Origin of the sequence: Nocardioides mangrovicus (assembly GCF_003674065.1) — a bacterium.
Classification (GTDB): Bacteria; Actinomycetota; Actinomycetes; order Propionibacteriales; family Nocardioidaceae; genus Marmoricola; species Marmoricola mangrovicus.
In genome coordinates, this window is record NZ_RDBE01000001.1 from 570,432 (window position 1) to 595,414 (window position 24,983).

General features: G+C 71.0%; 27 protein-coding genes and 1 tRNA gene. 12 read left to right on the forward strand and 16 right to left on the reverse strand.

The features are described 5' to 3' along the window. Window positions 1-90: 90 nt before the first annotated feature. From D9V37_RS02835 to D9V37_RS20360, 3 genes are all read left to right on the forward strand, one after another. Window positions 91-372 carry a WhiB family transcriptional regulator gene (locus D9V37_RS02835; RefSeq protein ID WP_121804577.1) on the forward strand — a complete coding sequence of 94 codons (282 nt, stop codon included), beginning with the start codon at window positions 91-93 and terminating at the stop codon, window positions 370-372. Window positions 373-401: 29 nt separating this feature from the next. Then, on the forward strand, window positions 402-548 hold the full coding sequence (locus D9V37_RS20170) for a hypothetical protein (RefSeq protein ID WP_158604361.1): 147 nt from the start codon (window positions 402-404) through the stop codon (window positions 546-548). Window positions 549-639: 91 nt separating this feature from the next. Then, window positions 640-801 carry a hypothetical protein gene (locus tag D9V37_RS20360; RefSeq protein ID WP_198412324.1) on the forward strand — a complete coding sequence of 54 codons (162 nt, stop codon included), beginning with the start codon at window positions 640-642 and terminating at the stop codon, window positions 799-801. A 4-nt stretch (window positions 802-805) separates the two neighbouring features. Here the strand turns inward: D9V37_RS20360 and D9V37_RS02840 are convergent, their stop codons facing one another. The 3 genes from D9V37_RS02840 to D9V37_RS20365 all read right to left on the reverse strand — a co-directional run bounded on the left by D9V37_RS02840 (window position 806) and on the right by D9V37_RS20365 (window position 3,262). After that, a complete protein-coding gene (locus D9V37_RS02840; RefSeq protein WP_232524701.1) occupies window positions 806-2,173 on the reverse strand; it encodes an ABC1 kinase family protein in 1,368 nt (455 codons plus the stop codon). Next, complete coding sequence (locus D9V37_RS02845) at window positions 2,170-3,036, reverse strand: hypothetical protein (RefSeq protein WP_147455848.1); 867 nt, start codon at window positions 3,034-3,036, stop codon at window positions 2,170-2,172. The genes D9V37_RS02840 and D9V37_RS02845 overlap by 4 nt, the downstream gene beginning before the upstream one ends. A 67-nt stretch (window positions 3,037-3,103) precedes the next feature. Next, window positions 3,104-3,262, reverse strand: a complete 159-nt coding sequence (locus D9V37_RS20365) for a DUF5679 domain-containing protein (RefSeq protein WP_198412325.1) — start codon at window positions 3,260-3,262, stop codon at window positions 3,104-3,106. A gap of 126 nt (window positions 3,263-3,388) precedes the next feature. On the opposite strand from D9V37_RS20365, the gene D9V37_RS02850 reads away from it, so the two are divergent. Continuing rightward, entirely contained in the window at window positions 3,389-4,171 is a 783-nt protein-coding gene (locus tag D9V37_RS02850) for an enoyl-CoA hydratase/isomerase family protein (protein ID WP_232524702.1), read from the forward strand. A 207-nt stretch (window positions 4,172-4,378) separates the two neighbouring features. Here D9V37_RS02850 and D9V37_RS02855 read toward each other — a convergent pair whose 3' ends face one another. From D9V37_RS02855 to D9V37_RS02865, 3 genes are read right to left on the reverse strand one after another with little or no spacing between them, the layout of a single operon-like run. Then, a complete protein-coding gene (locus D9V37_RS02855; RefSeq protein ID WP_121804580.1) occupies window positions 4,379-5,443 on the reverse strand; it encodes a PHP domain-containing protein in 1,065 nt (354 codons plus the stop codon). An 18-nt stretch (window positions 5,444-5,461) separates the two neighbouring features. After that, complete coding sequence (locus D9V37_RS02860; protein ID WP_147455849.1) at window positions 5,462-5,824, reverse strand: hypothetical protein; 363 nt, start codon at window positions 5,822-5,824, stop codon at window positions 5,462-5,464. Next, window positions 5,821-6,126 (reverse strand): PadR family transcriptional regulator, encoded by a 306-nt coding sequence (locus D9V37_RS02865; protein WP_198412326.1) that lies wholly within the window; start codon window positions 6,124-6,126, stop codon window positions 5,821-5,823. Before D9V37_RS02865 ends, D9V37_RS02860 begins: the two co-directional genes overlap by 4 nt. Window positions 6,127-6,213: 87 nt before the next feature. Between D9V37_RS02865 and D9V37_RS02870 the strand changes: the two genes are divergently transcribed. Further along, on the forward strand, window positions 6,214-6,792 hold the full coding sequence (locus tag D9V37_RS02870) for a M48 metallopeptidase family protein (RefSeq protein ID WP_121804582.1): 579 nt from the start codon (window positions 6,214-6,216) through the stop codon (window positions 6,790-6,792). Here D9V37_RS02870 and D9V37_RS02875 read toward each other — a convergent pair. Together D9V37_RS02875 and D9V37_RS02880 are read right to left on the reverse strand one after the other, a co-directional pair. Beyond that, a complete protein-coding gene (locus D9V37_RS02875; protein ID WP_121804583.1) occupies window positions 6,782-7,306 on the reverse strand; it encodes an NUDIX hydrolase in 525 nt (174 codons plus the stop codon). The two genes, D9V37_RS02870 and D9V37_RS02875, sit on opposite strands and share 11 nt — an antisense overlap. Beyond that, window positions 7,303-8,706, reverse strand: a complete 1,404-nt coding sequence (locus D9V37_RS02880) for a zinc-dependent metalloprotease (RefSeq protein WP_121804584.1) — start codon at window positions 8,704-8,706, stop codon at window positions 7,303-7,305. The genes D9V37_RS02875 and D9V37_RS02880 overlap by 4 nt, the downstream gene beginning before the upstream one ends. Before the next feature lie 37 nt (window positions 8,707-8,743). On the opposite strand from D9V37_RS02880, the gene D9V37_RS02885 reads away from it, so the two are divergent. From D9V37_RS02885 to D9V37_RS02905, 5 genes are all read left to right on the forward strand, one after another. Continuing rightward, window positions 8,744-9,166, forward strand: a complete 423-nt coding sequence (locus D9V37_RS02885; protein WP_121804585.1) for a molybdenum cofactor biosynthesis protein MoaE — start codon at window positions 8,744-8,746, stop codon at window positions 9,164-9,166. A gap of 154 nt (window positions 9,167-9,320) precedes the next feature. Further along, a complete protein-coding gene (locus D9V37_RS02890; protein ID WP_121804586.1) occupies window positions 9,321-9,551 on the forward strand; it encodes a hypothetical protein in 231 nt (76 codons plus the stop codon). Window positions 9,552-9,575: 24 nt separating this feature from the next. After that, on the forward strand, window positions 9,576-10,628 hold the full coding sequence (locus D9V37_RS02895; RefSeq protein WP_121804587.1) for a YlbL family protein: 1,053 nt from the start codon (window positions 9,576-9,578) through the stop codon (window positions 10,626-10,628). Beyond that, window positions 10,622-11,182 (forward strand): PPA1309 family protein, encoded by a 561-nt coding sequence (locus D9V37_RS02900; RefSeq protein ID WP_198412327.1) that lies wholly within the window; start codon window positions 10,622-10,624, stop codon window positions 11,180-11,182. Before D9V37_RS02895 ends, D9V37_RS02900 begins: the two co-directional genes overlap by 7 nt. Next, window positions 11,179-14,160 carry a UPF0182 family membrane protein gene (locus tag D9V37_RS02905; protein WP_232524703.1) on the forward strand — a complete coding sequence of 994 codons (2,982 nt, stop codon included), beginning with the start codon at window positions 11,179-11,181 and terminating at the stop codon, window positions 14,158-14,160. The genes D9V37_RS02900 and D9V37_RS02905 overlap by 4 nt, the downstream gene beginning before the upstream one ends. Before the next feature lie 18 nt (window positions 14,161-14,178). Here D9V37_RS02905 and D9V37_RS02910 read toward each other — a convergent pair whose 3' ends face one another. Beyond that, the gene (locus D9V37_RS02910) at window positions 14,179-15,036 is read right to left on the reverse strand and encodes a PaaX family transcriptional regulator (protein ID WP_198412328.1); all 858 of its coding nucleotides are present in this window, start codon (window positions 15,034-15,036) and stop codon (window positions 14,179-14,181) included. A gap of 85 nt (window positions 15,037-15,121) precedes the next feature. After that, entirely contained in the window at window positions 15,122-16,192 is a 1,071-nt protein-coding gene (locus tag D9V37_RS02915; RefSeq protein WP_121804588.1) for an alkene reductase, read from the reverse strand. A 117-nt stretch (window positions 16,193-16,309) separates the two neighbouring features. On the opposite strand from D9V37_RS02915, the gene D9V37_RS02920 reads away from it, so the two are divergent. Both D9V37_RS02920 and D9V37_RS02925 read left to right on the forward strand, forming a co-directional pair. After that, window positions 16,310-16,383: transfer RNA gene (locus D9V37_RS02920), tRNA-Met, on the forward strand. Between the two features lie 58 nt (window positions 16,384-16,441). Next, window positions 16,442-17,293: a site-specific integrase gene (locus D9V37_RS02925; RefSeq protein ID WP_232524739.1), complete on the forward strand. Its 852-nt coding sequence runs from the start codon at window positions 16,442-16,444 to the stop codon at window positions 17,291-17,293. Between the two features lie 79 nt (window positions 17,294-17,372). On the opposite strand, the gene D9V37_RS02930 is transcribed toward D9V37_RS02925, so the two are convergent. From D9V37_RS02930 to D9V37_RS02955, 6 genes are all read right to left on the reverse strand, one after another. Next, a complete protein-coding gene (locus tag D9V37_RS02930; RefSeq protein WP_158604362.1) occupies window positions 17,373-18,935 on the reverse strand; it encodes a nucleotidyl transferase AbiEii/AbiGii toxin family protein in 1,563 nt (520 codons plus the stop codon). A 140-nt stretch (window positions 18,936-19,075) separates the two neighbouring features. Continuing rightward, the gene (locus D9V37_RS02935) at window positions 19,076-21,088 is read right to left on the reverse strand and encodes a xanthine dehydrogenase family protein molybdopterin-binding subunit (protein WP_332835734.1); all 2,013 of its coding nucleotides are present in this window, start codon (window positions 21,086-21,088) and stop codon (window positions 19,076-19,078) included. Window positions 21,089-21,205: 117 nt separating this feature from the next. Continuing rightward, complete coding sequence (locus D9V37_RS02940) at window positions 21,206-22,195, reverse strand: FAD binding domain-containing protein (RefSeq protein ID WP_121804591.1); 990 nt, start codon at window positions 22,193-22,195, stop codon at window positions 21,206-21,208. Then, window positions 22,192-22,710: a 2Fe-2S iron-sulfur cluster-binding protein gene (locus tag D9V37_RS02945; protein ID WP_121804946.1), complete on the reverse strand. Its 519-nt coding sequence runs from the start codon at window positions 22,708-22,710 to the stop codon at window positions 22,192-22,194. The genes D9V37_RS02940 and D9V37_RS02945 overlap by 4 nt, the downstream gene beginning before the upstream one ends. 527 nt (window positions 22,711-23,237) lie before the next feature. Then, a complete protein-coding gene (locus D9V37_RS02950) occupies window positions 23,238-24,308 on the reverse strand; it encodes a sodium:calcium antiporter (RefSeq protein ID WP_121804592.1) in 1,071 nt (356 codons plus the stop codon). Between the two features lie 64 nt (window positions 24,309-24,372). Next, the gene (locus tag D9V37_RS02955) at window positions 24,373-24,819 is read right to left on the reverse strand and encodes an ester cyclase (RefSeq protein ID WP_198412329.1); all 447 of its coding nucleotides are present in this window, start codon (window positions 24,817-24,819) and stop codon (window positions 24,373-24,375) included. Between the last annotated feature and the right edge of the window lie 164 nt (window positions 24,820-24,983).

The window sequence follows — 24,983 nt, forward strand, 5'->3', positions numbered from 1 at the left end:
GCTTCTCGGGGGGCACCGCCCTCCAGCGCCGCCGGATCCCGCGATGAGAAACCACCAGCGATCAGGTCGACCAGAGAGGAGGTGACACCCATGACCATCGACGTGAACCACCCGGGCCGGACCACCGGCCTGCCGTGCCAGGCCGGTGACGACGCGGAGCTGTTCTTCGCCGAGTCGCCCGCAGACCTGGAGCTCGCGAAGACCCTGTGTGCCTCCTGCCCCGTGATGGCGGAGTGCCTGGCAGGCGCCCTCGACCGACGCGAGCCCTGGGGCGTGTGGGGTGGCGAGATCTTCGACCACGGCGTCGTGATCCCCCGCAAACGCCCTCGTGGCCGTCCGCGGAAGAACCCGCTCCCGCTGCCCGCCGCCTGACCCGCACCCCGAGGAACACCACCACCGTCATGACCACTCTCGATCGGAGCAAGCAGATGAACCTGCGACATCACGACCTGGCCCGCAGCCATAGCCGGCTCGACCGCCACGCCGACCGCGCCCAGAGCGCTCGGCTGGCGCTCGCCCGGATGCTCTACGGCGGCCACGGCCGGTAGGACCCCAACGAAAACCTGATCGCTGGGAGAGGAGCCCCGGCTCGCATCGCGCGAGCCGGGGCTCTGTCGCGTGCTCCGGTAGCGTGCCGGCATGGTCACCTGCTCGTTCTGCGGCGCGACCGCCGAGACCGACGAGCCGCCGCTGACCTGGACCTCGGCCACCGAGCACGGGCGGTTGCGGCACTTCTGCGATCGCTGCTCGCGTGAGCACCTGCGCTCGATGGAGGGCAAGCTCGACAGCGAGTACTGGTGAGCGCCTACTCGGCGAACCCGGGCAGCGACTCCTCCAAGATGGCGCGGAACGGGGCCTCGGCGCCGAGCTGGCTCATCACGCCGATCGCGCCCAGCCAGGTGCGGTGGATCAGCATGTAGCTGGGCGGCAGGTTGAGCTTGATCGAGAGCGCGTAGCCCGGTTCGCGCGGGTCGTTGATCCGCTGGAACTGCGCGCGCATCCACTCCCGGCTGAACCGGAACCGCTCCACGCTGGCGGGCTCGACGAACGGCGCGAGGTAGTCGCGCAGCAGCCCGGCGTCGACCTCGACGCGGGGCCGGACGAAGCCCTCGTCGCGCAGCCCGGCCAGCAGCGAGGCGGGGTCGTCGTGCATCGCCACGCGGATCAGCCGGCCCATCGCCGGCGGCAGCCCGCCCTCGGGCAGCCGGGCGACGGCGCCGAAGTCGAGCACGCCGAGGCCGCCGGGGGAGCCGTCGGCGTCGGGCACCACCCGGTAGTTGCCCGGGTGCGGGTCGGCGTGCAGCATCCCCGTGCGCTGCGGCCCGGCGAACAGGGACCGCACGAACAGCTCGCCGTAGTGGTCGCGCTCGGCCGTGGTGGCATCGGCGATGATGCCGGCCAGCGACATCGGGCTCTCCAGCCACTCACTGACCAGCACCCGGGAGCCGTGGTCGACGACGTCGGGCACCACGATCCGCGACAGCTGGCCGGGCGCGTCGCGAAACGCCGTGGCGAACGCGGCCTGAGCCTCGGCCTCCAGGTCGTAGTCGAGCTCGTCCTTGGCGCGGTCCTGCAGCTCCTCGACCAGCGGCTTGACGTCGATGCCCGGCAGCATGGTGCCGATCGTGCGGGCGAGCCGGGAGACCTGCCGCAGGTCGGAGAGCAGTGCCTCGCCGGCGCCGGGGTACTGCACCTTGACCGCGACCTCGCGGCCGTCGACCCAGCGGCCCCGGTGCACCTGGCCGATGGAGGCCGCGGCCGCCGGCACGGGGTCGAGCTCGACCAGCCGCTGCTGCCAGTCCGCGCCCAGGTCCTCGGCCAGGATCTGACGCACCGTGCGGGTGGGCATCGGGGGAGCGGAGTCCTGCAGCTGGGTCAGCGTGGCGCGGTAGGGCGCCACCATGTCCTCGGGTAGCGCGGACTCCAGGATCGACATCGCCTGGCCGACCTTCATCGCGCCGCCCTTGAGCTCGCCCAGGGTCCGGAAGACCTGCTCGGCGGTGCGCTGCTGGATGTCGGCGAGCACGGCCTCGGCCGGAGCGCCGCCGAGGCGTCGGCCCAGGCCGAACGCGGTACGCCCGGCGTAGCCGATCGGGAGGGCGGCCAGCCGAGCGGAGCGGCTGATCGCGCGCCGCGGCAGGCTGCCGTCGTCGTCGCTCTTCTCCGCGTTCACCCCTCCATCCTCACCCACGCGTGGTGAGGCGGGGATCCTCCCCGAGGCTGACTCTTGTTCCATCCGCAGCCGCACGCGCGATGACGCAGCCAGCTGACCAGCTCGGCTCCGGTCAGCGAGGGTGGCAGGCGCAGCGTGGCCGACCACGTGGCCGGGCGGCCGCCGTCGAGAAAGGCCAGCAGATCGGTCAGCGCCCACCCGGCGGCGAGGGCGAGCAGCGCCGGGGGAGCGGGGTCGGGCACGCCGTCGTCACGGTGGGCGCTGCCGATCTGCTGCTCGACCAGCAGCGGCCACCGGGGATCGGTGTCGGCGTGGTGGGCGTCGACGCAGCGCAGGCAGGCGCCGTCGCCGGGGGCCGAGAACGGGCCGACCACCGCGACGCCCTCGCTCACCCGCACCACCAGGTGAGGCAGGCCGGCGCGGATCCACGGGTCGAGCAGGCTGCGCTCGGGCTCGCCCACGCCGATCAGCAGGCCTGCGGCCACCGGGGACTGCGCAGGGTCGACGGCTCGTAGGCCAGCCTGCCGCAGGAGCCGGTCCAGGCCCGGCCACGGTGTGGTTCCGAAGCGACGCACGTGGACCGATGGCGGATCGGTCTCGGCGCCGGTGTCGACGGCGGGGGCGAGCGCGTCGTGCTCGGCCAGCCGGGCGAGCACGTCGGCATCGGCCCGGACATCGGCCCGGACACCGGCCCGGGAGGGGGCACCGGGAGAGGAGAGCACGTCGAGGGTGCGGCGGACCGGTTCGGTCAGCGGCAGCACCATCGCGTGGTGCGGGTCGAGGCCGATCTGCACCTGGTCGGGCGCACGGCGCAGCACCCGCAGGCCGGCGCGCAACTGCAGTCCAGGCTGTCGTCGAGGCATGCCTGCATGTCAGCAGCCGGATCCGCGACTGCCAAGCGGCGGTCGGTCGTCCTGTGGATCGAGCGGATCAGGCCTTGCCGAGGATCCGGTTGAGCTTGGTGCCGCAGACGGGGCAGTCGGCCTTCGCCATCCGGGTGCCCTTGTCGTTGACGTGCACCTCGCCGCTGGCCTCGCGCTTCTCCTTGCACTTCACGCAGTAGAACTCGCCGCTCCAGGTCTCGGCCATGGCGGACTCCTTAGCTTGCGCTGTCTGGTTCGGCCCCGGTGGGCCGATTCGAGGCTACGACAACCCGCTACGGCGCGGCGCGAGGCGGGAAACGGCGCTCTTTGGCGTGTCGCTACTGTGCGCTGCGTGCACCTACGCTCCGAACGTCTCGCCGACGGCGTCGCCCTGCTGACCCTGGACAACCCCGACCAGCGCAACGCGATGTCGGATGAGATGACCTCGGCCTGGGTCGAGGCGGTCGAGGAGCTCGCCGCCGACCGCGAGGTGCGCGTCGTCGTGGTGACCGGTGAGGGCACCGCGTTCTGCTCAGGGGGCAACACCTCGTGGATCGCCAGCGAGCCCGACGCCTCGGTCGACTCGCTACGAGCGCGGATGGAGCCGTTCTACCGCGCCTGGCTCTCCGTCCGTCGGCTGCAGGTGCCCACGATCGCCGCCGTCAACGGGCCGGCCATCGGGGCCGGGCTGTGCCTGGCGCTGGCCTGCGACATCCGCTACGCCGCCGCCTCCGCGCGGCTGGGCGCGCCGTTCGTCAAGCTCGGGATGCACCCGGGCATGGCCGCTACCCACCTGCTGCCCGACGTCGTCGGCGCGGCCCACGCGCGCGAGCTGCTGCTGACCGGCCGGCTGGTCGACGCCGACGAGGCGCTGCGCATCGGCCTGGTCTCGCAGGTCTTCGCCGACGACACCTTCGCCGACGACGTGCTCGCCGTGGCCCGCGGTGTGGCCGCGACGGCGCCGATCGCCAGCCGCTACACCAAGGTCGCGCTGGCCGACGGCGGGCACCGCGACTTCGAGACCGCGCTGCGCTGGGAGGCGCTGGCCCAGCCGGCCACGCTGGCCACCGCCGACCTGCAAGAGGGCGTGCGCGCCTCGAGGGAGAAGCGTCGGCCCACCTTCACCGGGCAGTAGCGAGAAGGGGGAAGCCCCCGTCCACACCCACGCCGCTCGCCTTCCCCTTGCCAGCGGCGCCGGGTGCCCGGGGGCCTCGACCGAGGCCACCGTAGGCCGGTCTCCAGAGCCGGTCAACCGGCCGGTGGACACCGTTGTCCACTGCTTGTGGATAACTCTGTGGACGGTGTGTGGACCTGTCGCGGAGTGGTGTGGAAGCCCGGATAGTCAATGGTCCGATCGGGTCGGCGTGGCCCAGTCCAGCAGTCGCTCGCGGGGCCAGGTGTTGACGATCCGATCGGCCGGTACGTGGTGCTCCTCGGCGCGGGCGCAGCCGTAGATCAAGAAGTCGAGCTGCCCGGGCGCGTGGGAGTCGGAGTCGATGGAGAACAGGCAGCCCAGCTCCAGGGCGAGGTCGATCAGCTCCCCGGGCGGGTCGCGGCGCTCCGGGCGGGCGTTGATCTCGACCGCGGTGCCGTGCTCGGCGCAGGCCTCGAACACCGCGCGGGCGTCGAACCGCGACTGGTCGCGGGTGCCGCGGCTTCCCATCACCATCCGGCCGGTGCAGTGGCCGAGCACGTTGGTGCGCGGGTTGCGGACGGCGGCGATCATGCGGCGAGTCATCGCCTCGGGCTCCATCTTCAGCTTCGAGTGCACCGAGGCCACCCGTACGTCGAGCCGGTCGAGCAGCTCCTCGGACTGGTCGAGCCCGCCGTCGTCGAGGATGTCGACCTCGATGCCCTTGAGCAGCGTGAACCCCTCCTCGCCCCCTTGCTGGCGCAGGTGCTGGTTCACGGCGTCGACGACGCCGAGCTGCTTGGTCAGCCGCGCGGCCGAGAGCCCGTTGGCGACGGTGAGGCGGGGGGAGTGGTCGGTGAGCACCAGGTACTCATGACCCAGCTCCATGGCCGTGAAGGCCATCTCCTCGATCGGCGAGCCGCCGTCGGACCAGTCGGAGTGGGAGTGCAGGTCGCCGCGCAGCGCCGCTCGCAGCTCGGTGCCGCCGTCGACCAGCGGGCCGGCCTCCTCGCGCTCGAGCTTCGCCAGCCGTTCGGGCACGCGTCCGGCCACCGCGTCGGCAATGACGGCGGCCGTCGACGCCCCGACCCCGGGCAGCTCCTTGAGCGTGCCCGCCTCGGCCCGCGCGCGCACCTCGTCCTCGCTCAGCGGGAGCACGGCCGCGGCCGCCTTCCGGAACGCCTGCACCTTGTAGGTGTCGGCTCGCGAGCGCTCGAGCAGGAACGCGATGCGTCGCAGCGCCGCGACCGGTCCGTCGTCCCAGGTCTCGCTCACGCCAGGTATTCAACCGTCCTACTGGGTGGCCTGGTAGACGCTCATCGCGGCCGCCATGCTGCCCTCGCCCGCCACCGGGTGGCCGAGGTCGTCGTCGTGGCCGCAGCGGTCGCAGCGGCGATAGGGGGCGTTGTCGGCGGTGCGGTAGGTGTGCCAGTGGTGCAGGCCCAGCCGGCAGCGCAGCCGAATGCGGTGGCCGTCGAGACCGATCTGCGGTCGACGCAGGGCGTGACGCAGGGCGGGCACGGTCAGCCAGAACCCGATCACGTACCTCGCGCGGCGGTGGCCGCGCAGGTCGGCGAGGTCGGCCTCGGTCTCCTCGCGGTAGCGCGCGCGGACCTCGACCGGCAGCAGCCGCAGGGCGAGTCCGAGGCCGCTCACGACGCGCCGCCCCACGCCACCGCAGGCCGGCGAGCACGTTCCGCCGCGGCTCGCGCCCTGCCGAGGCCGTCGGGCGTCAACCGGTAGTACCGGCGTCGGGGCCGTCCCTCGGCGGTGGGGTCGACGTCCTCCCAGCGCGAGGTCAACCACCCGGCTCGCTCCAGCCGGGCCAGGATCGGGTGCACGGTGCCGCTCGGCAGCCCGGCGGCCTCCCCGATCCGGCGGCCGAAGTGCTCCCGCTCCGGCTCGGCGAGCATCGCCTCCAGCACCAGCCGGGTGGGGATCGTCATGCGAGCGACCATGGTCTTACTCTACCTAGGGCTGGTGCGATGTCCACAGCCGCGCGTCCGTGCGCGGCGATCGTCGGTGCGGCGTCCTAGTCTCGGTCCATGACCGCCGACCGGGTGCCTCGCCAGCGCGACGGGGTGGACGGCGTGGATGGCGTGGATGGCGTGGACGGGTCGACCGTGGTGGAGGTGCGCCGCTCCCGGCGGCGCACGCGCACGGTCTCGGCCTACCGGCAGGACGGCAAGGTCGTGGTGCTCATCCCGGCGCGGTTCAGCCGGGCGGAGGAGGCCGAGTGGGTGCAGACGATGCTGCAGCGCCTCGAGCGGAAGGGCAGCCGCCGCCGCAGCGACGCCGACCTGGAGCGGCGCGCCCACCGTCTCGGGCTGGAGCTGGGTCTCCCCGAACCCGACTCGGTGCGCTGGGTGACCAACCAGCAGGCCCGCTGGGGCTCCTGCACCCCGGCCGACGGCTCGATCCGGCTCTCCCACCGGCTGCAGGAGATGCCCGACTGGGTCTCGGACTACGTGCTCGTGCACGAGATGGCCCACCTGCTGGAGCCGCGTCACGACGCCCGGTTCTGGCGGCTGGTCGACGCCTACCCGCGCGCGGAGCGCGCGAAGGGCTATCTCGAGGGCGTCGCGGCGGCGGCGCACCTGGACCTGGCCGAGCTCACCGACTGACGGCCAGGCGCACCAGGGGCTCGAGCTCGGCGTCGGGCAGCTCGCCGACCGGCCACCAGCGCACGTCGTGCGACTCGGCGCTGACCGTCGGCTGCGCACCAGGCGGGGCGTGCAGCACGTACCGAACGTCGAGATGGCGGGCACCCGGACGGCAGAACGGCACCTCGTGGACGTCGAGCTGCACCGGTCCGGGCATCGGTAGCAGTCCGTCGATGCCGGACTCCTCGGTGGCTTCGCGCAGCGCCGCGTCGGCCAGCGTCGGGTCGGCCGGCTCGAGGTGGCCGCCGAGCTGGAACCACCGGTTCGCCTTACGGTGCAACGTGAGCAGCACCTGGCGGCGGTCGGCGTCGAGGACCACGGCGCTGGCGGTGAGGTGGTCGAGCCGACCGTCGCGCCACAGGGCGTCGGCGTGTGAGCTCAGCTGCTCGACGTAGGTGGCGCGAAGCACCTCCTGGCCGGCGTCGGGCGGCTGCCAGCCGAGGAGAGTGGCCAGCGCGTCGTCGCGCAGGCTCACTCGCGCTTGTCGTCGGGGCCGTCGGGCCCGTCGGGCTGGTCGCCGTCGAGCAGCTTGCTCAGCTCGGCGTCGAACTCGGCGTCGCTCATCTCGGCCGGCTCCTCGACGTCGGCCTTGAAGCCCAGCGGGTCGTCGAGGTCGGCGGCGCTGGGCAGCAGGTCGGGGTGCGCCCAGACCGCGTCGCGCTCGTCGGCGCCCAGCCGCGAGCGCAGCGAGCCCCACAGCGCCGAGGCGTCGCGCAGCCGGCGCGGTCGCAGCTCGAGACCGACCAGGGCGGCGAACGTCTGCTCCGCCGGGCCGCCGGCCGCGCGGCGTCGCCGGACGGCTTCCTGCAGCTTCGCGGCCGCCGGCATGCGCGGCGCGGTGGCCTGGCCGACGACCTCGTCGACCCAGCCCTCCACCAGCGCCAGCGTGGTCTCCAGCCGCTCCAGCGCGGCCTTCTGCGCCGGCGTCTGCTCGGGCTCGAAGAGGCCGCCGGTGAGCGCCTCCTGCAGGCCGCTGGGGTCGGTGGGGTCCAGGCCCTGCAGCTTGGACTCGATGCCGGCGACGTCGATGGTCATGCCGCGGCCGTAATCCTCCACCGAAGAGATCAGGTGCTGGCGCAGCCACGGCACGTGGGCGAAGAGCCGCTGGTGGGCGCACTCGCGCAGCGCCAGGTAGAGCACGACGTCGTCCTCGCCGACGTCGAGGCCCTCGCAGAAGGCGGTGACGTTGCTGGTGACCAGGGCCGCCATGCCGGCCGGGCCCAGCGGTAGTCCGATGTCGGAGGCGCTGAGCACCTCCTGCGAGAGCCCGCCCAGCGCCGAGCCGACCTGCTGGCCGAACATCGAGCCGCCGAGCTGGCTGAACATGCCGGTGAGCGGACCGAGCATCTGCTCCATGCCCTTGAGCTGCTCGGGCAGCCCGCCCAGCTGGCCGCCGAGGGCGTTGTCCACGGCCCCGGTGACGTGGTGGGCCACCGGACCCACGAGCACCTTCCAGACGTCCATCGTCTGCTCGACCCACTCCGCGCGGCTCCACGCGGCGCCGATGGTGACGCCCGAGGGCAGCGGGGTCATCGCGTCGAGCCAGTGGTCGGCCAGCCGCACCGAGTCGGCGACGCGGTCGCGGTCGGCGCGCCCGGGCGTCGGGTCCGGCTCCTGGGCCGTGGTGCGGCGAGCGATGTCGTGGGCCAGGCCCCAGTTGACCGGTCCGTCGTAGGGCTGCAGGAACGCCTGCATCTGGCCCATCAGCGCGCTGAAGTCGGGCAGCTGGCCGCCGGCGCCGCCGAACTGACCACCCAGCTGTCCCCCGAGCTGACCGAAGAGCTGCTCGAAGGGCGTGCCCTTGAACGGGTTGTCCTCCCCGGGGCCGTCATGGCCGTCGGGGTCTCCCGGCTGGTCCGGAGTGCGGTCTGCCATTGCTCCAAAGTACCGCCGTGACCATAGGCTCAGACCGGTGAGTGTGGTGCGGCTGGTCGACGTGCGCGAGGTCCCCCTCGACCCGGCCGAGGTGCTCGACGCCGTCCGCGACGCCGAGGGCGGCGGACTCGACCTCTTCGTCGGCCTGGTGCGCGACCACGACCACGGCCGCGGCGTCTCCCGGCTGGAGTACTCCGCGCACCCCACCGCAGCAGCGACGATCCGCGAGGTGGCCGAGGAGGTGGCCGCGGAGTTCGACGTCCTGGCCGTCGCGGCGGTCCACCGCACCGGGATGCTCGAGATCGGCGACGTCGCCGTGGTCACCGCCGCCGTGGCCGCCCACCGCGGTCAGGCCTTCGACGCCAACCGGGCGCTGATCGACCGTCTGAAGCAGCGCACGCCGATCTGGAAGCACCAGCTCTTCGCCGACGGCGACGAGGAATGGGTCGGCACGCCGTAGAACCGGGGCGAAACGGCACTCGGGTGCGCGAACCCGGCCGTTTCGTGGGCGGTGTGCCCGGCTTCGTCCCCCGGTTTCACCCGCCGGCCGGCGAAACCGGGGCCCGCCCGCGCGCCGCCCCACCAGCCCCACGAGCCCCACCTATCCTGTCCGGGTGGCGATCCTCCTCTGGCTGGTCCCGGCAGCACTGGCCACCTGCGCGGCCATGGTGCTCGCCGGCTGGCTGGGCCGGGAGCGCACGACGAGCCAGCGGCAGGCCGACCGGGCCCAGCAGCGGTTCGCCCGCGCCATGGACCGGCCGATGCCGGCCGGGTCGCGGGTGGCCTCGCCGCGAGTGCGCAGCACCGGGATCGCGGTGCGCGCCGCCCGGCGGCCCTTGCGATAGGTCCGGTCTGAGAGGGTCGGGGGCATGTCGCGCCGCACCACTGCCAGCGTGGTGGGCTTCGTCCTGCTGGTGGGGTGCCTTCTCGCGGCGGCCGTCGTGCCGCTGCCGTACACGATCTACTCGCCGGGTCCGACCGTGAACCTGCTGGGCAAGAGCGACAAGCGCGAGATCATCGCGGTCTCGGGCGCCAAGACCTACCGCGACGGCGGCGACCTTCGGCTGCTCACCGTCGTGCCCACCGGTCCCGACGACACCGTGAGCCTGCTCGGTGCGCTCAGCGCGTGGGTGCGACCCGACCAGGCGGTCTACCGCAAGAGCGACATCTACGCCACCGACCAGACCAGCGACAGCGTGGAGGAGCAGGGGCAGGTCGACATGGTCGACTCCCAGGACTCCGCGGTGGCCGCCGCCCTCACCCAGCTCGGCTACACCTTCACCACCTCGGTGCAGGTGCTCGGCATCCAGCGCGGCGGTCCCGGCGACGGCGCCTTGGAGGTGCACGACCAGCTGGTGTCGGTCAACGGCACCGCGGTGAGCGACATCGCGGGCGCGGTCAAGGACATCCAGGCGGTCAAGCCGGGCAGCCGGGTCCGTCTGGTGGTGCGGCGCAGCGGCAAGACGCAGACGTTGCGCGTGCGCACGGTCGCCTCCCAGGCCGACAAGACCAAGTCGGCGCTCGAGGTCACCATCGGCGTGGGCTACGACTTCCCGATCGACGTCGACGTCCGCGTCGGGGACAACATCGGCGGCCCGAGTGCCGGGATGATGATCGCGATGACCGTCTACGACACCCTCACGCCCGGCTCGCTGACCAAGGGCGCCGACGTCGCCGGCACCGGCACGATCGACGCGAAGGGGCAGGTCGGGGGCATCGGCGGCATCCAGCAGAAGCTGGTGGCGGCCCAGCGCGCCGGTGCCCGGCTGTTCCTGGCCCCGGCCGACAACTGCGACGAGGTGCGCGGCGGTCCCTACGACTCCGAGCGGATGCGGGTGGTGAAGGTGAGCACGCTCAAGGGCGCCATCGCCGACGTGAAGGCCTGGACGAGCGACCACGACGCGAAGCTGCCGGCATGCTGAACCAGCTGGAGGCGGTGGTGCGCGAGATCGAGGCGCACGCGGCCGAGTCCGGGTGGGACCGTGGCGCCGGCCTGTACGCGCTCGTCCCCACCGCCGAGCTGGCCGCGGCGGAGCCGGCGCTGGCCGCTCAGCTCGGCCTATCCGCCGACGCGGCCGGGTTCACCCCGATCGACCAGGAGCTGCCCGCCGACCGCGACCTGGAGGACGAGCTGTCGCGGATGAGCTGGCCCGAGGAGGTCGCGGGCTGCGCGGCGGTCGTGGAGCGGCTCGTGCTGCCGCCGTCGGCCGAGGCCGAGATCCCCGAGGAGCCCGGGGCCGCACAGACGTTCGCGGCGCAGCACCCCGAGCGACAGGAGCTGCGCCTGGTGGCCGCCGCGCTGCGCGACGGGACGACCTGCTGCGCGATGCGGTTCCGCAGCCACGACGAGGCCGCCTCCGTCGTGGTCGGACCCGACCTCGTGCCCACCCTTCTAGAGTTGCTCCAGACCACCCTGGCCGGGTCGGTCGAATCCGAGCACTCAGCAGATCCCGATCGCGAGGAGAGCCAGCAGTGAGCGACTTCGAGGCCGCACGACCGGCGCCCCGGCCCGGGCGGCCGCGCGGCGGCCGCCGTCGACCCAGCCCGCTGCTGATGACGGCGCTGGTGCTGGTGGTGCTGTTCCTCCTGCTGTCGCTGTTCACCAGCATCTGGACCCAGAAGCTGTGGTTCCAGAGCATCGGCTTCGGGTCGGTCTACGGCCGGCTCCTGGCCACCCGCATCGGGCTGTTCGTGGTCTTCGGGCTGGTCATGGCCCTCGTCGTCGGCGTGAACCTGTTCCTGGCCTTCCGGTTCCGCCCGCTGTTTCGCCCCAACACCCCCGACCAGGCCAACCTGGAGCGCTACCGCGAGGTGGTGACCCCGCTGCGGCGGGCGCTGCTGGTGGCGGTCGCGGCGGTGCTGGGCATCTTCGCCGGCATCTCGGCCACCGGGCAGTGGCGCACCTACCTGCTGTGGCGCCACCGGCAGTTCTTCGGCCAGGAGGACCCCTACTTCCACCGCGATATCGGCTTCTACTTCTTCTCCCTGCCCTGGTTCCACTACCTGGTCGACTTCCTCACCACGGCCCTGGTGATCGGGCTGATGGCGGCCGTGCTGGTGCACTACCTCTACGGCGGCATCCGGCTCACCGGTGGCCAGCGGTTCACCGGTGCGGCGCAGGTGCAGACCTCGGTGCTGCTGGGCCTGCTGCTGCTGCTGAAGTCCGGCGACTACTACCTCGACCGGTTCGACCTGACCACCAACCAGGGCAGCCTGATCACCGGCATGACCTACGCCCGCGACCACGCGGTGCTGCCCTCGAAGAACATCTTGATGTTCATCGCGCTGATCTGCGCGCTGCTGCTCTTCGCCAACGTCTTCCGTCGCACGTGGCTGCTGCCCGGCGTCGGCATCGCGCTGCTCGCGCTCTCCTCGATCCTGCTCGGGGTCATCTGGCCGACCGTGGTGCAGAAGCTGCAGGTCAACCCGTCGGTGGCGGACAAGGAGGCGCCCTACATCCAGCGCAACATCACCGCCACCCGCGCCGCCTACGACGTAGGCGACTCCAAGGTCACGCAGTACGACGCGTCCTCGACGCTGACCAACGACAAGCTCGCCGAGGACACCGCCTCGCTGCCCGGCATCCGGCTGGTCGACCCGCAGGTGGTGCGCCCGACCTTCGAGCAGCTGCAGCAGATCCGCGGCTACTACTCGGTGCCGAACGTCCTCGACGTCGACCGCTACGACGTCAACGACCGCGAGCGCGACGTCGTCGTCGCCGCCCGCGAGCTCAACATCAACGGCCTGCCCGACGCCCAGAAGAACTGGACCAACGAGCACACCGTCTACACGCACGGCTACGGGATGATCGCGGCCTACGGCAACCAGCAGAACGCCGACGACAAGCCGGTCACCGACAACCAGGGCAACCCGGTCTTCGCCGAGTACGACCTGCCGCCCAAGGGCCAGCTGGGCAAGTACGTGCCGCAGATCTACTACGGCGAGCAGAGCCCGACGTACTCGATCGTCGGCAAGCCCGAGGGCACGAAGTCCGTCGAGCTCGACACCCCCGACGCCAACGGCTCGGGCAACTCGCGCACCAACACCTACGACGGTCCCGGCGTCTCGATCGGCTCCACCTTCCACAAGCTGCTCTACGCCATGAAATTCGGCGACACCAACATCCTGCTCTCCAGTCGGGTCAACTCGGCCTCGAAGATCCTCTACGACCGCTCCCCGCGCGAGCGGGTGCAGAAGGTCGCCCCCTGGCTGACGGTGGACTCCGACGCGCTGCCGTCGGTGGTCAACGGTCGCATCGTGTGGATCCTCGACGGCTACACCACCAGCGACAAGTACCCGCTCTCGGAGTCGCGCTCGCTCAAGGAGATGGTCGACGACCGGCTGAACCCACGCTCGGCGTTCGCCACGCTGCCGACCGACCACATCAACTACATGCGCAACGCGGTCAAGGCCACCGTCGACGCCTACACCGGCAAGGTCACGCTCTACGCCTGGGACGAGTCCGACCCGCTGCTCAAGGCCTGGGAGGGCGTCTTCCCCGGTGTGGTGAAGCCGAAGAGCTCCATCCCGCAAGCGCTGCTGGCGCACATGCGCTACCCCGAGGACCTCTACAAGGTGCAGCGCAACATCCTGGCCGACTACCACGTGACCAACCCGCGCACCTTCTACGGCGGCTCGGACAAGTGGGAGGTCCCGCAGGACCCCGAGGTCGACAGCCTCAAGCAGCCGCCCTACCGGCTCTCGGTCGCCGCCAGCAGCAGCGAGAAGGCGCAGCCGGTGTTCTCGCTGACCAGCGTCTACGTGCCCACGAAACGGCAGAACCTCGCCGCCTTCATGTCGGTCGGCTCCGATCCCACCGATCCATCGACGTACGGCAAGATCTCGCTGCTGCGACTACCCGACGACAAACAGATTGCCGGGCCATCGCAGATCGCGAACCAGTTCAGCTCCAACGACTCGATCGCCGCGCAGCTGCTGCCGTTCACGCAGCAGAAGGCGGTCCTGCGCTACGGCAACCTGCTCACCTTGCCCGTCGGCGGGGGACTGCTCTACGTGCAGCCGCTCTACACGCTGCGCACCGGCGGCGGCGCCTCCTATCCACAGCTGCGCTTCGTGCTGGTCTCCTTCGGCAAGAACGTCGGCATCGGCGCCACCCTCGACGAGGCGCTCAACAGCGTCCTGGGCGGCAGCTCCGGCTCCGGGACCTCCGGTACCTCGGGTACCAGCGGTAGCTCCGGCAGTACCGGATCAGGTACCACCGGGACGCTGAACGGGCAGGCGCTAGCCCTGCTGCAGCAGGCCAACGCCAAGTTCACCGACGCCCAGAAGGCCCTGAAGGCCGGCGACCCGGTGACCTACGCCCAGGACATCGAGGCCGCCCGCAAGCTGATCGAGCAGGCCGTGGCCGCCTCGAAGAAGACGGCGAGCAGCAGCCCGTCCGCCTCCCCGTCGGCGTCCGCGTCCGCCTCGCCCAGCGCCAAGCCGAGCAGCTGAGCGAGCCGGCCCCGACGCTCAGCTGCGGCCGGAGGCCTCGGCCTGCAGCCGCTCCCACTCCTGCTGCGCCCGGCGGTGCCAGCGGGTGTGGCGGTCGTGGAACAGCGCGGTGGCGCGCGGCCCCGGCCAGGCGTGGTCGAGCAGCTCGCGCGGGAGGTCGGGATCGAGGAACGGGAACCGGCGCCACTCCTGGACCAGCTCCACCTGGGCCGTGAACGCCTCGGCCGCCGACGTCACCCGCCGGTCCTCGAAGGCCTCGAGGAACTCCAGGTACCGCTTCTCCACGTCGCCGAGGTCCCAGGCCGTCTCGACGAGCCGACTCTCGTCGCCGATGCCGGCGCTGGGGCCGATCCACGCCAGCGACTGGTCCTCCAGGCCGAGCTCGGCGACCGTCTCGTTGACCTCGTCGATCCGGCCGGGGTCGGGGGAGACCCACAGGCCCGAGGACGGTGAGCCGAGCCCGAGCCAGGTCAGCCGGGTGCGCAGCCGGTGACGCAGCCGGCGCTGGCTCTCGGGGATGGAGACGGTCAGGACGAGCCAGCGGCCGTCCCAGGCGTGCGAGGCGCGCATGAACCCGTAGATCCGCCGGGCGCCCTCCTCGAGCAGGGTGGTGCCGTGCGGCGTCAGGACCCACGCCGTACGCCGGCCGTGGCGCTGCGAGGTCAGCAGCCCCTCGCCGCTGGAGCGGGCCAACGCCTGCCGGGCGGCGCGCTCCTCGATCTCGAGGCGGCCCAGGGCGTCGAGCACCGTGGCCGTCCACACCGGCTCGGCCCGGGGGAGCGCGAACTCGCCCAGGACCGTGAGCAGCAACGAGCGCGCGCTGGCCGATCCGACCTCGCGCCGTCGGCTCAGCGCAGGCACCTGCTCCTCGGACACCCGCTGCCCTCCCTGGCTCGTGTGGGGTGCCGGCCACGTGGGCCGGCCCCGGCGCCGCCAGTTTCGCAGACGGCGCCGGCCCGGCTCACAGCGTCGGGTAGTCGGTGTAGCCCTCCGCGCCGCCGCCGTAGAAGGTGTCGGGGTTGGGCTCGTTGAGCTCGGCGCCGGTGCGCCACCGCTCGGCCAGGTCGGGGTTGGCCAGGAACTCCCGGCCGACCGCGACGACGTCGGCCAGGTCGGCCTCCAGCAGCTTCTCGACGTCGGCCAGCTCGGTCACCGAGGAGAATCCGGAGTTGATCACCAGCGGGCCGCCGAAGCGCTGCCGCAGGTCGGCCACCAGGTCGCTGCCGGGCTCGGCCAGGATGCTGAGGTAGGCCAGGCCCAGGTCGGCGATGCCGTCGACCAGCGTCTCGTAGGTGGCGCGGGTCTGCGCCTCGTCCTCCTCCAGCACACCCTGGATGTTGTGGGCCGGCGAGATGCGCACGCCCACCCGGTCGGCGCCGATCTCGGCCGCGACGGCGCGGACGACGTCGATGGTCAGCTTGGCGCGAGCCTGCGGCGAGCCGCCGTAGACGTCGGTGCGCTGGTTGCTCGACGGCGCCAGGAACTGGTGGAGCAGGTAGCCGTTCGCGGAGTGCACCTCCACCCCGTCGAGCCCGGCGTCGACGGCGTTGCGCGAGGCGGTCACGAACTCCTCGACGATGCCGGGGACCTCCTCGGTGGCCAGTTCGCGCGGCAGCGTCATCTCGTAGGTGCCGCTGGCGGTGACCATCTCGCCGGGTGCCTGCAGCGCGCTGGGGGCCACGGTCTCCAGACCGTCCTTGTTATCCGGGTGGGCGATGCGCCCGACGTGCATCAGCTGGGCCACGACGTACCCGCCACCGGCGTGCACCGCGTCGGCCACCTTGGCCCAGCCGGCCAGCTGCTCGGGGCTGTGGAAGCCGGGGGTGTCGAGGTATCCCTGACCCACGGCGCTGGGCTGGGACCCCTCGGTGATGATCAGGCCCGCGCCGGCGCGCTGCCCGTAGTAGGTGGCGTTGAGGTCGCCGGGCACGGTGCCCTTCGCGCGGTTGCGCGTCAGCGGCGCCATGACGAAGCGCTGGGGCAGGTCCCAGCGACCGATGCGGACGGGCTCGAAGGCACGGGAGGAAGTCATGTGAAGGTTCAACCAGCCGCGACGCCGCAGATTCCGGATGTGGCGCGAGACCCAGGTCACTCCCGCCTGCTCGATTTGAAAGGCGTCCGGCCGATCCCGTAACCTTCAGTTCACCGACGCGGGGTGGAGCAGCTCGGTAGCTCGCTGGGCTCATAACCCAGAGGTCGCAGGTTCAAATCCTGCCCCCGCTACTCGTCAGGGCCGTGGATCCAGTGGATCCACGGCCCTGTTTGACTCGGTGATTTGATCATGTGGGCAGAAAGTGCTCCTTTCCCAGCCACCACCGTCGCGCTGGATCGTCCGAACTCTTTGACGCCGGGACGGCACCGCAGGCCGGCCTGTGAACAGGCGAGAGAGACTGACCCCTACAACCTGTGGATGATCACCACCACCGCCGAGGCGCTGGCTGCCTCGCTGCCCGACAGTTCCGGTCTCGACCTCCCCGACGGGCTCACCGTCGACGACGCACTTCGGATCGCTGAAGCGGTCGCTTCCACGCTGGCTGCCTCGACCCGGCACGTTTACGGGCACGGCTGGCGGCAGTGGGAGCGCTGGTGCTCGACCAGGCAGACCTCGGCACTGCCCGCAAGCCCGGCGATGATCTGCGCCTACCTCACCGAGCGGGCCAGTCAGGGCGCCCTGGTTCCCACCCTCGACTTGGCGATCGGCGCCATCTCATATGCCCACCGCAGTCGAGGCCCCGACGACCCCACCCTGTCTGAGGCCGTGCGCCAGGTACGACGTGGACTGCGACGCATCATCGGAACGGCACCCCGCCGACAGGCCCGGCCCCTGGATACCAATGACATCCGTCAGATCCTCGGACCCATCGACCGCGCCACCGCGAAGGGTGCCCGCGACGCCGCGATCATCCTGCTCGGCTTCGCCTCCGCGCTGCGGGTCTCCGAGCTCGTCGGCCTCACCCTGGCCGACGTCGAGCACAAGCCCGCCGGGCACGCCACCACCGCCGCCCTCGCCGGGGTCAGCCTCGACCGCATCGCGATGCAGACCCGGCACAAACGACTCTCCACCCTCCTCGAGCGCTACATCCGCCCCGCCCAAGCCCTCGACCACACCAGCAGCGGCGCCATCGGACTGTAGGAAGGCCGACTGCAGGCCTGGCTGTGGTCGACTGGTGCATTGGCGGCGGGATGACGCGCCTGCCTCTGGGTTTCGGCGCCTATCGGCGGACCACCTCGGCCGCCAACACCCAGCAGTGGCGGTGCTCGGGAGCGACCGGAGAGGCGCGCTCGAGGCACGTCACGACCCGACCAACCCCCATCGATCGACAGCGGGGAACACGTGCCGCCGGCGTCATGCGTGTGACCACGTCATGCGCGATAGCACTGCGGTTTGGGCCCGGCCGGCCCCCAGTGTCCTTGTGCGCGTTGAGCCGGGTCGAGCTAGTGGCTCGCGGGAACTTCTTGCCGCAGCGAGGGCAGTACACCGTGTAGGGCATCGGCCTGCGTGAGCTGCCGTAGGGCCGGCTGGCTGTGTGGTTGCCCCGGAAGACGCCGGTCCGGTCGGCGTCGCCTGACTTGGCGAGCGTGACTTCGAACTTCGGCTCAAATTTCGCGTCGAGGACCTCGAGGGCGTTGATGTTGTAGTGCAGAAGCGATTTCAACCCCGGTCCGGAGCGCCTGCCGCCTGTCCGGTCGTACACATACAGGTACTCCTGCCCGACTCCATCAGACGGCCGGACCTTGAACGTCAGGGAGTACGGCTCGACGATCCTTGGGACGCCCTGGTAAGTCATCGCCATCAGCTTGCGGTCCGCACCGGCCTCGAGGATCAAGTTGCGCAGGCGCGAGGGGTAGAAGGCGGCCTCGCCGCCTCGGTAGCCCGAGATGGGGAGGAACAGGTCCGAGATGCCCTCGCGCAGCTTGGTGACGGCGTCGTCGAAGGACAGTCGGGCCGCCGATGGGACGAGGATCTTGCCCCAGAATCCGCGGAACAGATCAAGGGGAAGGTCTAATAGCAGCGACCGCGCTGCGGACGGGCTGCGGCTGAACAGCGTCTTCCGGAAGAAGGGTTCAAGGATCGCTGCTCGGTCGACCTCGATTTCAGTGGTGATGAACGCGCCGTAGACAAGATCGAAGAGGTTGTAGCAGCACCGGCGCTGCAGCAAGCACTTCATCTTGTCTGCCAGCGCCTCCTCGATCGCGACGCATCTCAGAGTCACGGCGCACGCGTCGGCATCTGAGTACGGGTGGATGAGCCGGCGTTCCTGGGCTGGGAGGTGCAGACGGTCGTATTCGGTCATGTCGACTCGCAACGACAAGGTGATGTGGTCCTTCTCGCCGATGAGGTCCTTGAAGTAGAGCCGGTACTTGTACACGTGCCGCGAGCGGTCGATCTGCTGCTCAGCGGAGAGGCGGTTCCGGTCGATATCGAAGTCGATGCCGGCGCCTCCTCTCGCGTACTCACAGACGAGGTTGAGTTGGTCGAGGACAGCGTCCGGGTCAAGCTCGTGCGGAGTAGAGAAGTCGAGGTCGTCGGAAAACCGGGTCATCGGCAAGTAGCCCTTGCGCAGGGCATTGCCGCCCTTGAGGACCGCGGTCTTGTTTAGGTTCGACTGTGAGAAGAAGCCGCTAATGATCCATCCAAAGACGTAGTCGCACTGGATGTCTGCCTCGTTCAGGTCGAATGCAGTGGCTCGTGGTGCTCTCCGACCTCTGCGTCGAGGCTGGTCTGAGCCCGGACGAGGCTCGGGTCCACGCGCGGCTGAGATTGGCCGCGGCACGTGGGCTGCTGCTCGATCTCGCTGCGACAGCCGATCGGACGGGTGTGGACGCCGCGGCCGATCTGCTGATGGACATGACGCGGAGGCAGGTGGCCCTCACGGTCATGCCCGCGGGGTCTGAGTAGGCGCGTCGACCAGGCTCAGCTCACGAAGCTGTCGGCGGTGACGGGCAGTGAGCGCACGCGCACGCCGGTCGCGTGGAACGCGGCGTTGGCGATGGCGGCGGCGGTGCCGACGATGCCGATCTCGCCCAGACCGCGGGTGCCCATCGGTGACACCACGAAGTCCTCCTCATCCAGCCACTCGGCACGGACGTCCCCGATGTCGGCGTGAGCGGCCACGTGGTAGCTGGCGAGGTCCTGGGTGACGACGTGCCCGAACCGGGGGTCGCGGTAGGAGTCCTCGTGGAGGCCTGAGGACAAGCCCATGATCAGGCCGCCGTAGAACTGAGAGCGGGCCAGCACCGGGTTGACGATCCGGCCGGCGGAGAACACGCCGAGCAGGCGCGGCACGCGCAGCTCGCCGGTCCAGCGGTGAACCCGCACCTCGGCGAAGATCGCGCCGAAGGAGTGCAAGGCGTGGTCCTCGGCCGCGGGGATGTCGGCCGCCGAGGCGGTGGTCTGCAGGCCGGGGTCCGGGGAGTCGCCGTGGTCGGCACGGAAGAGCTGAGCCGCGGCCACCACCGCGGCGCCCCATGAGGCCGTGCCCGACGAGCCGCCCGCGACGGTGGCCGGGCCGATGGAGCTGTCGGCCATCTCCAGCTGCACACACGAGGGATCCACGCCCAACGCGTCGGCCGCGATCTGCTTCATGGCCGTCCGTGAGCCGGTGCCGATGTCGACGGCTCCTACCTCGACGCGGTACTCCCCGGCCTCGCACGAGGTCACCGTGGCCTGGTTGGCGGGCATCACCTTCGCGGGGTACGTCGAGGAGGCGACGCCGGTGCCGACCCACCAGACGCCGTCGGCGCGGGAGCGGGCGTCGTCGGGACGCTCGGCCCAGTCGAAGAGCTCGGCGCCGCGCTGCAGACACTCCACCAGGCGGCGTCGGCTGAACGGCTTGCCCGTCTCGGGATCGACCGTCGGCTCGTTGCGCTCCCGCAGCACGATCGGGTCGACGCCGCAGGCGACGGCCAGCTCGTCCATGGCGACCTCGTGGGCGAACATCCCCGGCATCTCACCGGGTGCCCGCATGAAGCTGGGGACGGCGACGTCGAGTCGGGCGAGCCGGTGGACGGTACGGCGGTTCTCCGCGGCGTACATGGTGCGCGTCGAGGTCGCCGTCTGCTCAGCGAACTCCTTCCAGCGCGAGGTCTGCTCGACCACGTCGTGGTCGATCGCCACCAGGACGCCGTCGGGTCGGGCGCCGAGCCGGAAGTGCGAGACCGTGCGGGTGCGGTACCCGGTCAGCGCGAACATCTGCTGGCGGGTGACCGCGAGGCGGACCGGACGGCGTGGCGCCGTTATCGCCGCGAGCGCGGCGGTCATGGCCGGCGCGTGGGCCATGCCTTTGCTGCCGAACCCGCCACCGACGTAGGGGGAGGTCACCACCACGTCGGCGACGTCGAGGCCGAGCAGCGGCGCCAGGCTGCTCGCGACGGCATAGGGACCTTGGCTGGCCTCCACCAACCGCAGTCGCTCGCCGTCCCACAACGCGGTGGTGGCGTGCGGCTCGAGCGGGTTGTTGTGCTCGTAGGGAGTGCGGTAGGTCTGGTCGACGACGACCTCGGCCTGGGCCAGGGCGGCGTCGACGTCGCCGTCGTCGCTGGTGGCGTCGTAGTCGGGGTTGACCTTGTCGGGGATTTCGAGCGTGGTGTCCGGGCCGAACTCGACCTCGGCGTCCTGCTCGGCGTAGGAGACCCGCACCAGGGCTGCGCCCTCGCGGGCCGCCTCGGCGCTCTCGGCGAGCACGGCCGCCACCACCTGGCCTCGGAACCGGACCTCCGTGCTCTGCAGCACCATCAGCTCCAGGTCGGGTTCGTCGACGCCCTGGCCCAGGATCGGAGCGTTCGTGTGGTCGAGCACCGACACGACGCCGGGATGGGCGAGCGCGGCCTCGGCATCGACGTCGAGCACCCGGCCGCGCGCGATCGTCGACTGGACCAGCCAGAGGGTCAGCGCGTCCTTGCCGAGCGCGCCCTCACGATGCTCCACGGCGTACGGCGTACGGCGCGCGGCCGGCCACCTTCAGGGGGCCGTCCACGCGATGATGGCTCGTGCCCATGCTCTGTGCTGGGACCGGGCGTGTGGCGTACTCAGTGGGGTCGGCGGTCACCGTGAGCCCTCCAGGAGTCGGTGGACGGCATAGGTCGTGGTCGCCCGCACCATGGGCAGCTTGTAGGCCGACTGGTCGTCGGTGTTGGCGCCGGTGAGTTCGATATCGACGGCGGCCCGCACGGCGTCCTCTGTCGGCTGCTCGCCCCGCAGGGCGTCCTCGGCCCGGGTCGCCCGCCACGGCTTGTGGGCCACCCCACCCCAGGCGATGCGCACGTCGCGCACCGTGCCGTCCTCGTCGAGGTCCAGCCCGACCGCAGCGGAGACGAGCGCGAACGCGTAGGAGGCTCGGTCGCGTGCCTTCTGGTAGGTCGAGCGCGCGGCGAGCGGCGACGACGGCAGCTCGACTGCGGTGATCAGCTCGCCGTGGCGCAGGGTCGTGTCGTGCTCGGGATGCTCCTCGGGCAGTCGGTGCAGCTCGGTGGCCGGGATCCGCCGCTCGCCGTCGGGTCCGAGCACCACCACGACGGCGTCGAGCGCGGCCAGGGCGACGGCCAGGTCCGAGGGGTGGGTCGCCACGCATTGACCGCTCGCGCCCAGGACGGCGTTGTAGCGGCCGTAGCCGCCGATGGCCGAGCAGCCGGAGCCGGACTCGCGTTTGTTGCACGGGGTGGTGACGTCCTGGAAGTACACGCAGCGGGTGCGCTGCAGCAGGTTGCCCCCGGTGGTGGCCTGGTTACGGATCTGCCCGGATGCGCCGGCGAGGAGTGCCCGCGACACCGCTGGCCACCCGGCACGCAGCGCGGGGTGAGCAGCCAGATCGCTGTTGCGAACGTTCGTGCCGATCCGCAGGCTGGCATCGGTCTGCTCGACGGTGTCCAGGCCCAGCCCCGTGACGTCGACCAACGTGCCGGGGCGGGTCACCCCCAGCTTGAGATGGTCGACCAGGTTCGTGCCGCCGCCCAGGAAGCTGGCAGCGGGGTCGGCAGCGACGAGCGCGACGGCCTCGGCCGGATCCGCGGGCCGGTGGTAGGCGAACGGCCTCATGCCGACGCCTGCGCGCTCTGCCGGATCGCGGCCAGGATGCCGACGTAGGCGCCGCAGCGGCACAGGTTGCCGCTCATGCGCTCCCTGATCTCCTCGTCGGTCGCCTTCGGCGCGGCGGTGAGGTCCGGCGAGACGTGGCTGGGGTGGCCGTCGGCCAACTCGGCCAGCATGCCGACCGCCGAGCAGATCTGCCCCGGCGTGCAGTACCCGCACTGGTACCCGTCGTGCTCGAGGAACGCGCGCTGCATCGCGTGCAGGTCGTGCTCGCCGTCGGGACCGCCGGCCAGCCCTTCGGCGGTGACGATCTCCGCTCCGTCCTGGGCGACGGCCAAGGCCAGGCAGGTCAGGTGGCGGCGGCCGTCGAGCAGAACGGTGCAGGAGCCGCACTGGCCGTGGTCGCATCCCTTCTTCGGCGCGATCACGTCGAGGCGCTCACGCAGGAGGTCCAACAGCGTGGTGCGCGGGTCGACATTAACGTCCACCCGGCGCCCGTCGACGCTCAGCTGCACGGACATGGCGGTCACGGGGTTCTCGTCGGCAGGTGTCACGGGTGGTGGGTACCCATCCGGCGCGAGTTCCAACGCCGAGCTCGTCGGCGCAGGAGAGTGCGGAGTGGCGCTGGTGCTCGAGCCGGCCACTCTGACCCGCGGGTGGGCGGCCGCGGCAGGAGAGCCCGATCGAGTCTCAGAGGTCGATGGTCTCGCCCCGGCGGGGAACGCGGACGGCGCCGGTGTAGTCGCGGCTGCGTGCCGCCGCTCGTTCCCAGTCGACGGCGGGGGAGCGGAACACGCGGTAGTCGTCCTAGCGGATGCCGAGTGCGTGGCCGGGCTGGAGGCGTTCGAGGAAGTCGACTCCCTGGGTCGCGTCCATCGTTACGAAACGACGCGCGGCATGTATCCGCACCGCCTATCGGGAGAGAGACGCTCGCAGCCGAGTAGGTCTCTGCGCCACCGACGATGGGCTAAACGATGACGGGATAGATGTCCGCGGCGTGCCCGACGAGCCTCTCGCGGTGACCCGCTGTGAGGGTCGGCGCTCGGATCTACCCCGTGGTGCTGATGGCGATCAGACCGGCGACGCCGAGGGCGTAGAGGATCAGGACGACCAGGGAGTCTGTTCCCATGCGTGCGATCCGCTTGCGGGGGCGGAAGAGCAGTCCGGTGGCGTAGACCAGGGTCAGCAGGATCGCGACGGCGGTGAGGTAGATGTCGGTGCGGTTGGCCTGCGGCAAGACGGCCTGCCCGGAGATCAACGTGGCGGGCAAGAAGAGGACGGGTAGGAAGGCGTTGCCGCCGAAGATGTCGCTGATCGCGAGCTGGTCGTCGCCGTTGCGTACCGAGGTGAGTCCGGTGGAGACCTCGGGGAGGGAGGTGGCGGCGGCGAGGAAGGTCGCTCCGAACAGCACACCGGACAAGCCGACGTGGTCGGCGATGGCGTCGCCGCTGCGTTCGAGCACCACGCCGGCCGCGAGCGTGGCCAGTGCCGCGGCTGTGAAGATGAGTAGCGAGCGGCGGGTGCTGACGCCCTTCTTCGTTGCATTGGTCTCGGTCATCTCGCGAGAATGACCACGAGGCTGCTTCTGGTTGTCCGGAGCCTCGCCGGACTCATGCCACGGAAGGGCGTGACCCGCGCGCTGAAGCAGCACCAGCCCCACCACCCACAGCACGGCGATCAGGACCGAGCTGGGTGCCAGTCGCAGGACGACGAGCCCGGCAGGTAGCTGGGTCCCGGCCACGACAACGGCGAGCACGGCGACGACGAGAAACGCTTCGAGGACCAGCACCAGCGATGCCGCACGGTAGGTCAGCGGTCGTGCGCCTCGGACGCCGAAGACGTCGAGCACGACGAGCACCACGGTTTGGATGGCGATGCCACCGAGGACGTTGCCGACCGCGACGCCTACCTGGCCAGAGGCGGCGGCGCTGACCACGATCGCCAGCTCGGGAAGGTTCGTAGCCACGGCCAGCAGGATCAATCCACCCAGTGCCGAGCCGAGATGCAGCCTGGTGGAAAGGATGTCGGTCTGGTCGGAGAGCTGGATGCCGGCCAGCCAGACGACGGCCGCGGCGACCAGGAAGATCGCGAACAACACGACCAGGGGAAGGTCAGACACTCGGGTTCCTCAGAACGGCCTGACGACTCTGGCGTCGCCTACCGCCGGAGTCGTCGAGGGTGGGTCAGGCCAGGCCGAGCTGGGTCATGATGCCGAGCTCGTCACTGCTGCCCCATCGCTCGATGAGCTTGCCGTCGGCGAACTTGCTGATCTGCATGCCGCGTACCTTGATTGCCTTGCCGGTGGCGTCGTGGCCCTGGAAGGGGCCGTTGTGCGTCCCGGTCAAGGTGTAGGCGAACCCGACCTGATCGTCGTCGGCGACCAGGGTCTCGACCTCGACGTGGAGATCTGGGAACGCGGTGCGCATCTCGGAGAAGAACGACTTGAACCCCTCGGGACCAGCGCCCTGGCCGGGTGCAGGGTCATGGTCGACGGCGTCAGATGCCACGAGCTGATCGAACGCACCCAGATCGCCGGTGTTGACGGCCTCACCGAAGGCTTCCTGCGAGGCGATATTGGTCTTCTTGTCGAACATGGGAATCTCCTTGGTCTCGTCGTGCCAGACGGTCATCGGTCTGCTCGTATTGCGCGCAACCGCACATGTTTCCCGCCCGAGGTCTGTATAGGGACGTCTCGGTAAGACTGACTCCACGTCTCAAGCGTGGTGTGCCCCCGGGGTCGTCACCTTGATGCGCTGGAGCTATGGCAGTCCATTACCCAGGACATCTCGTCATA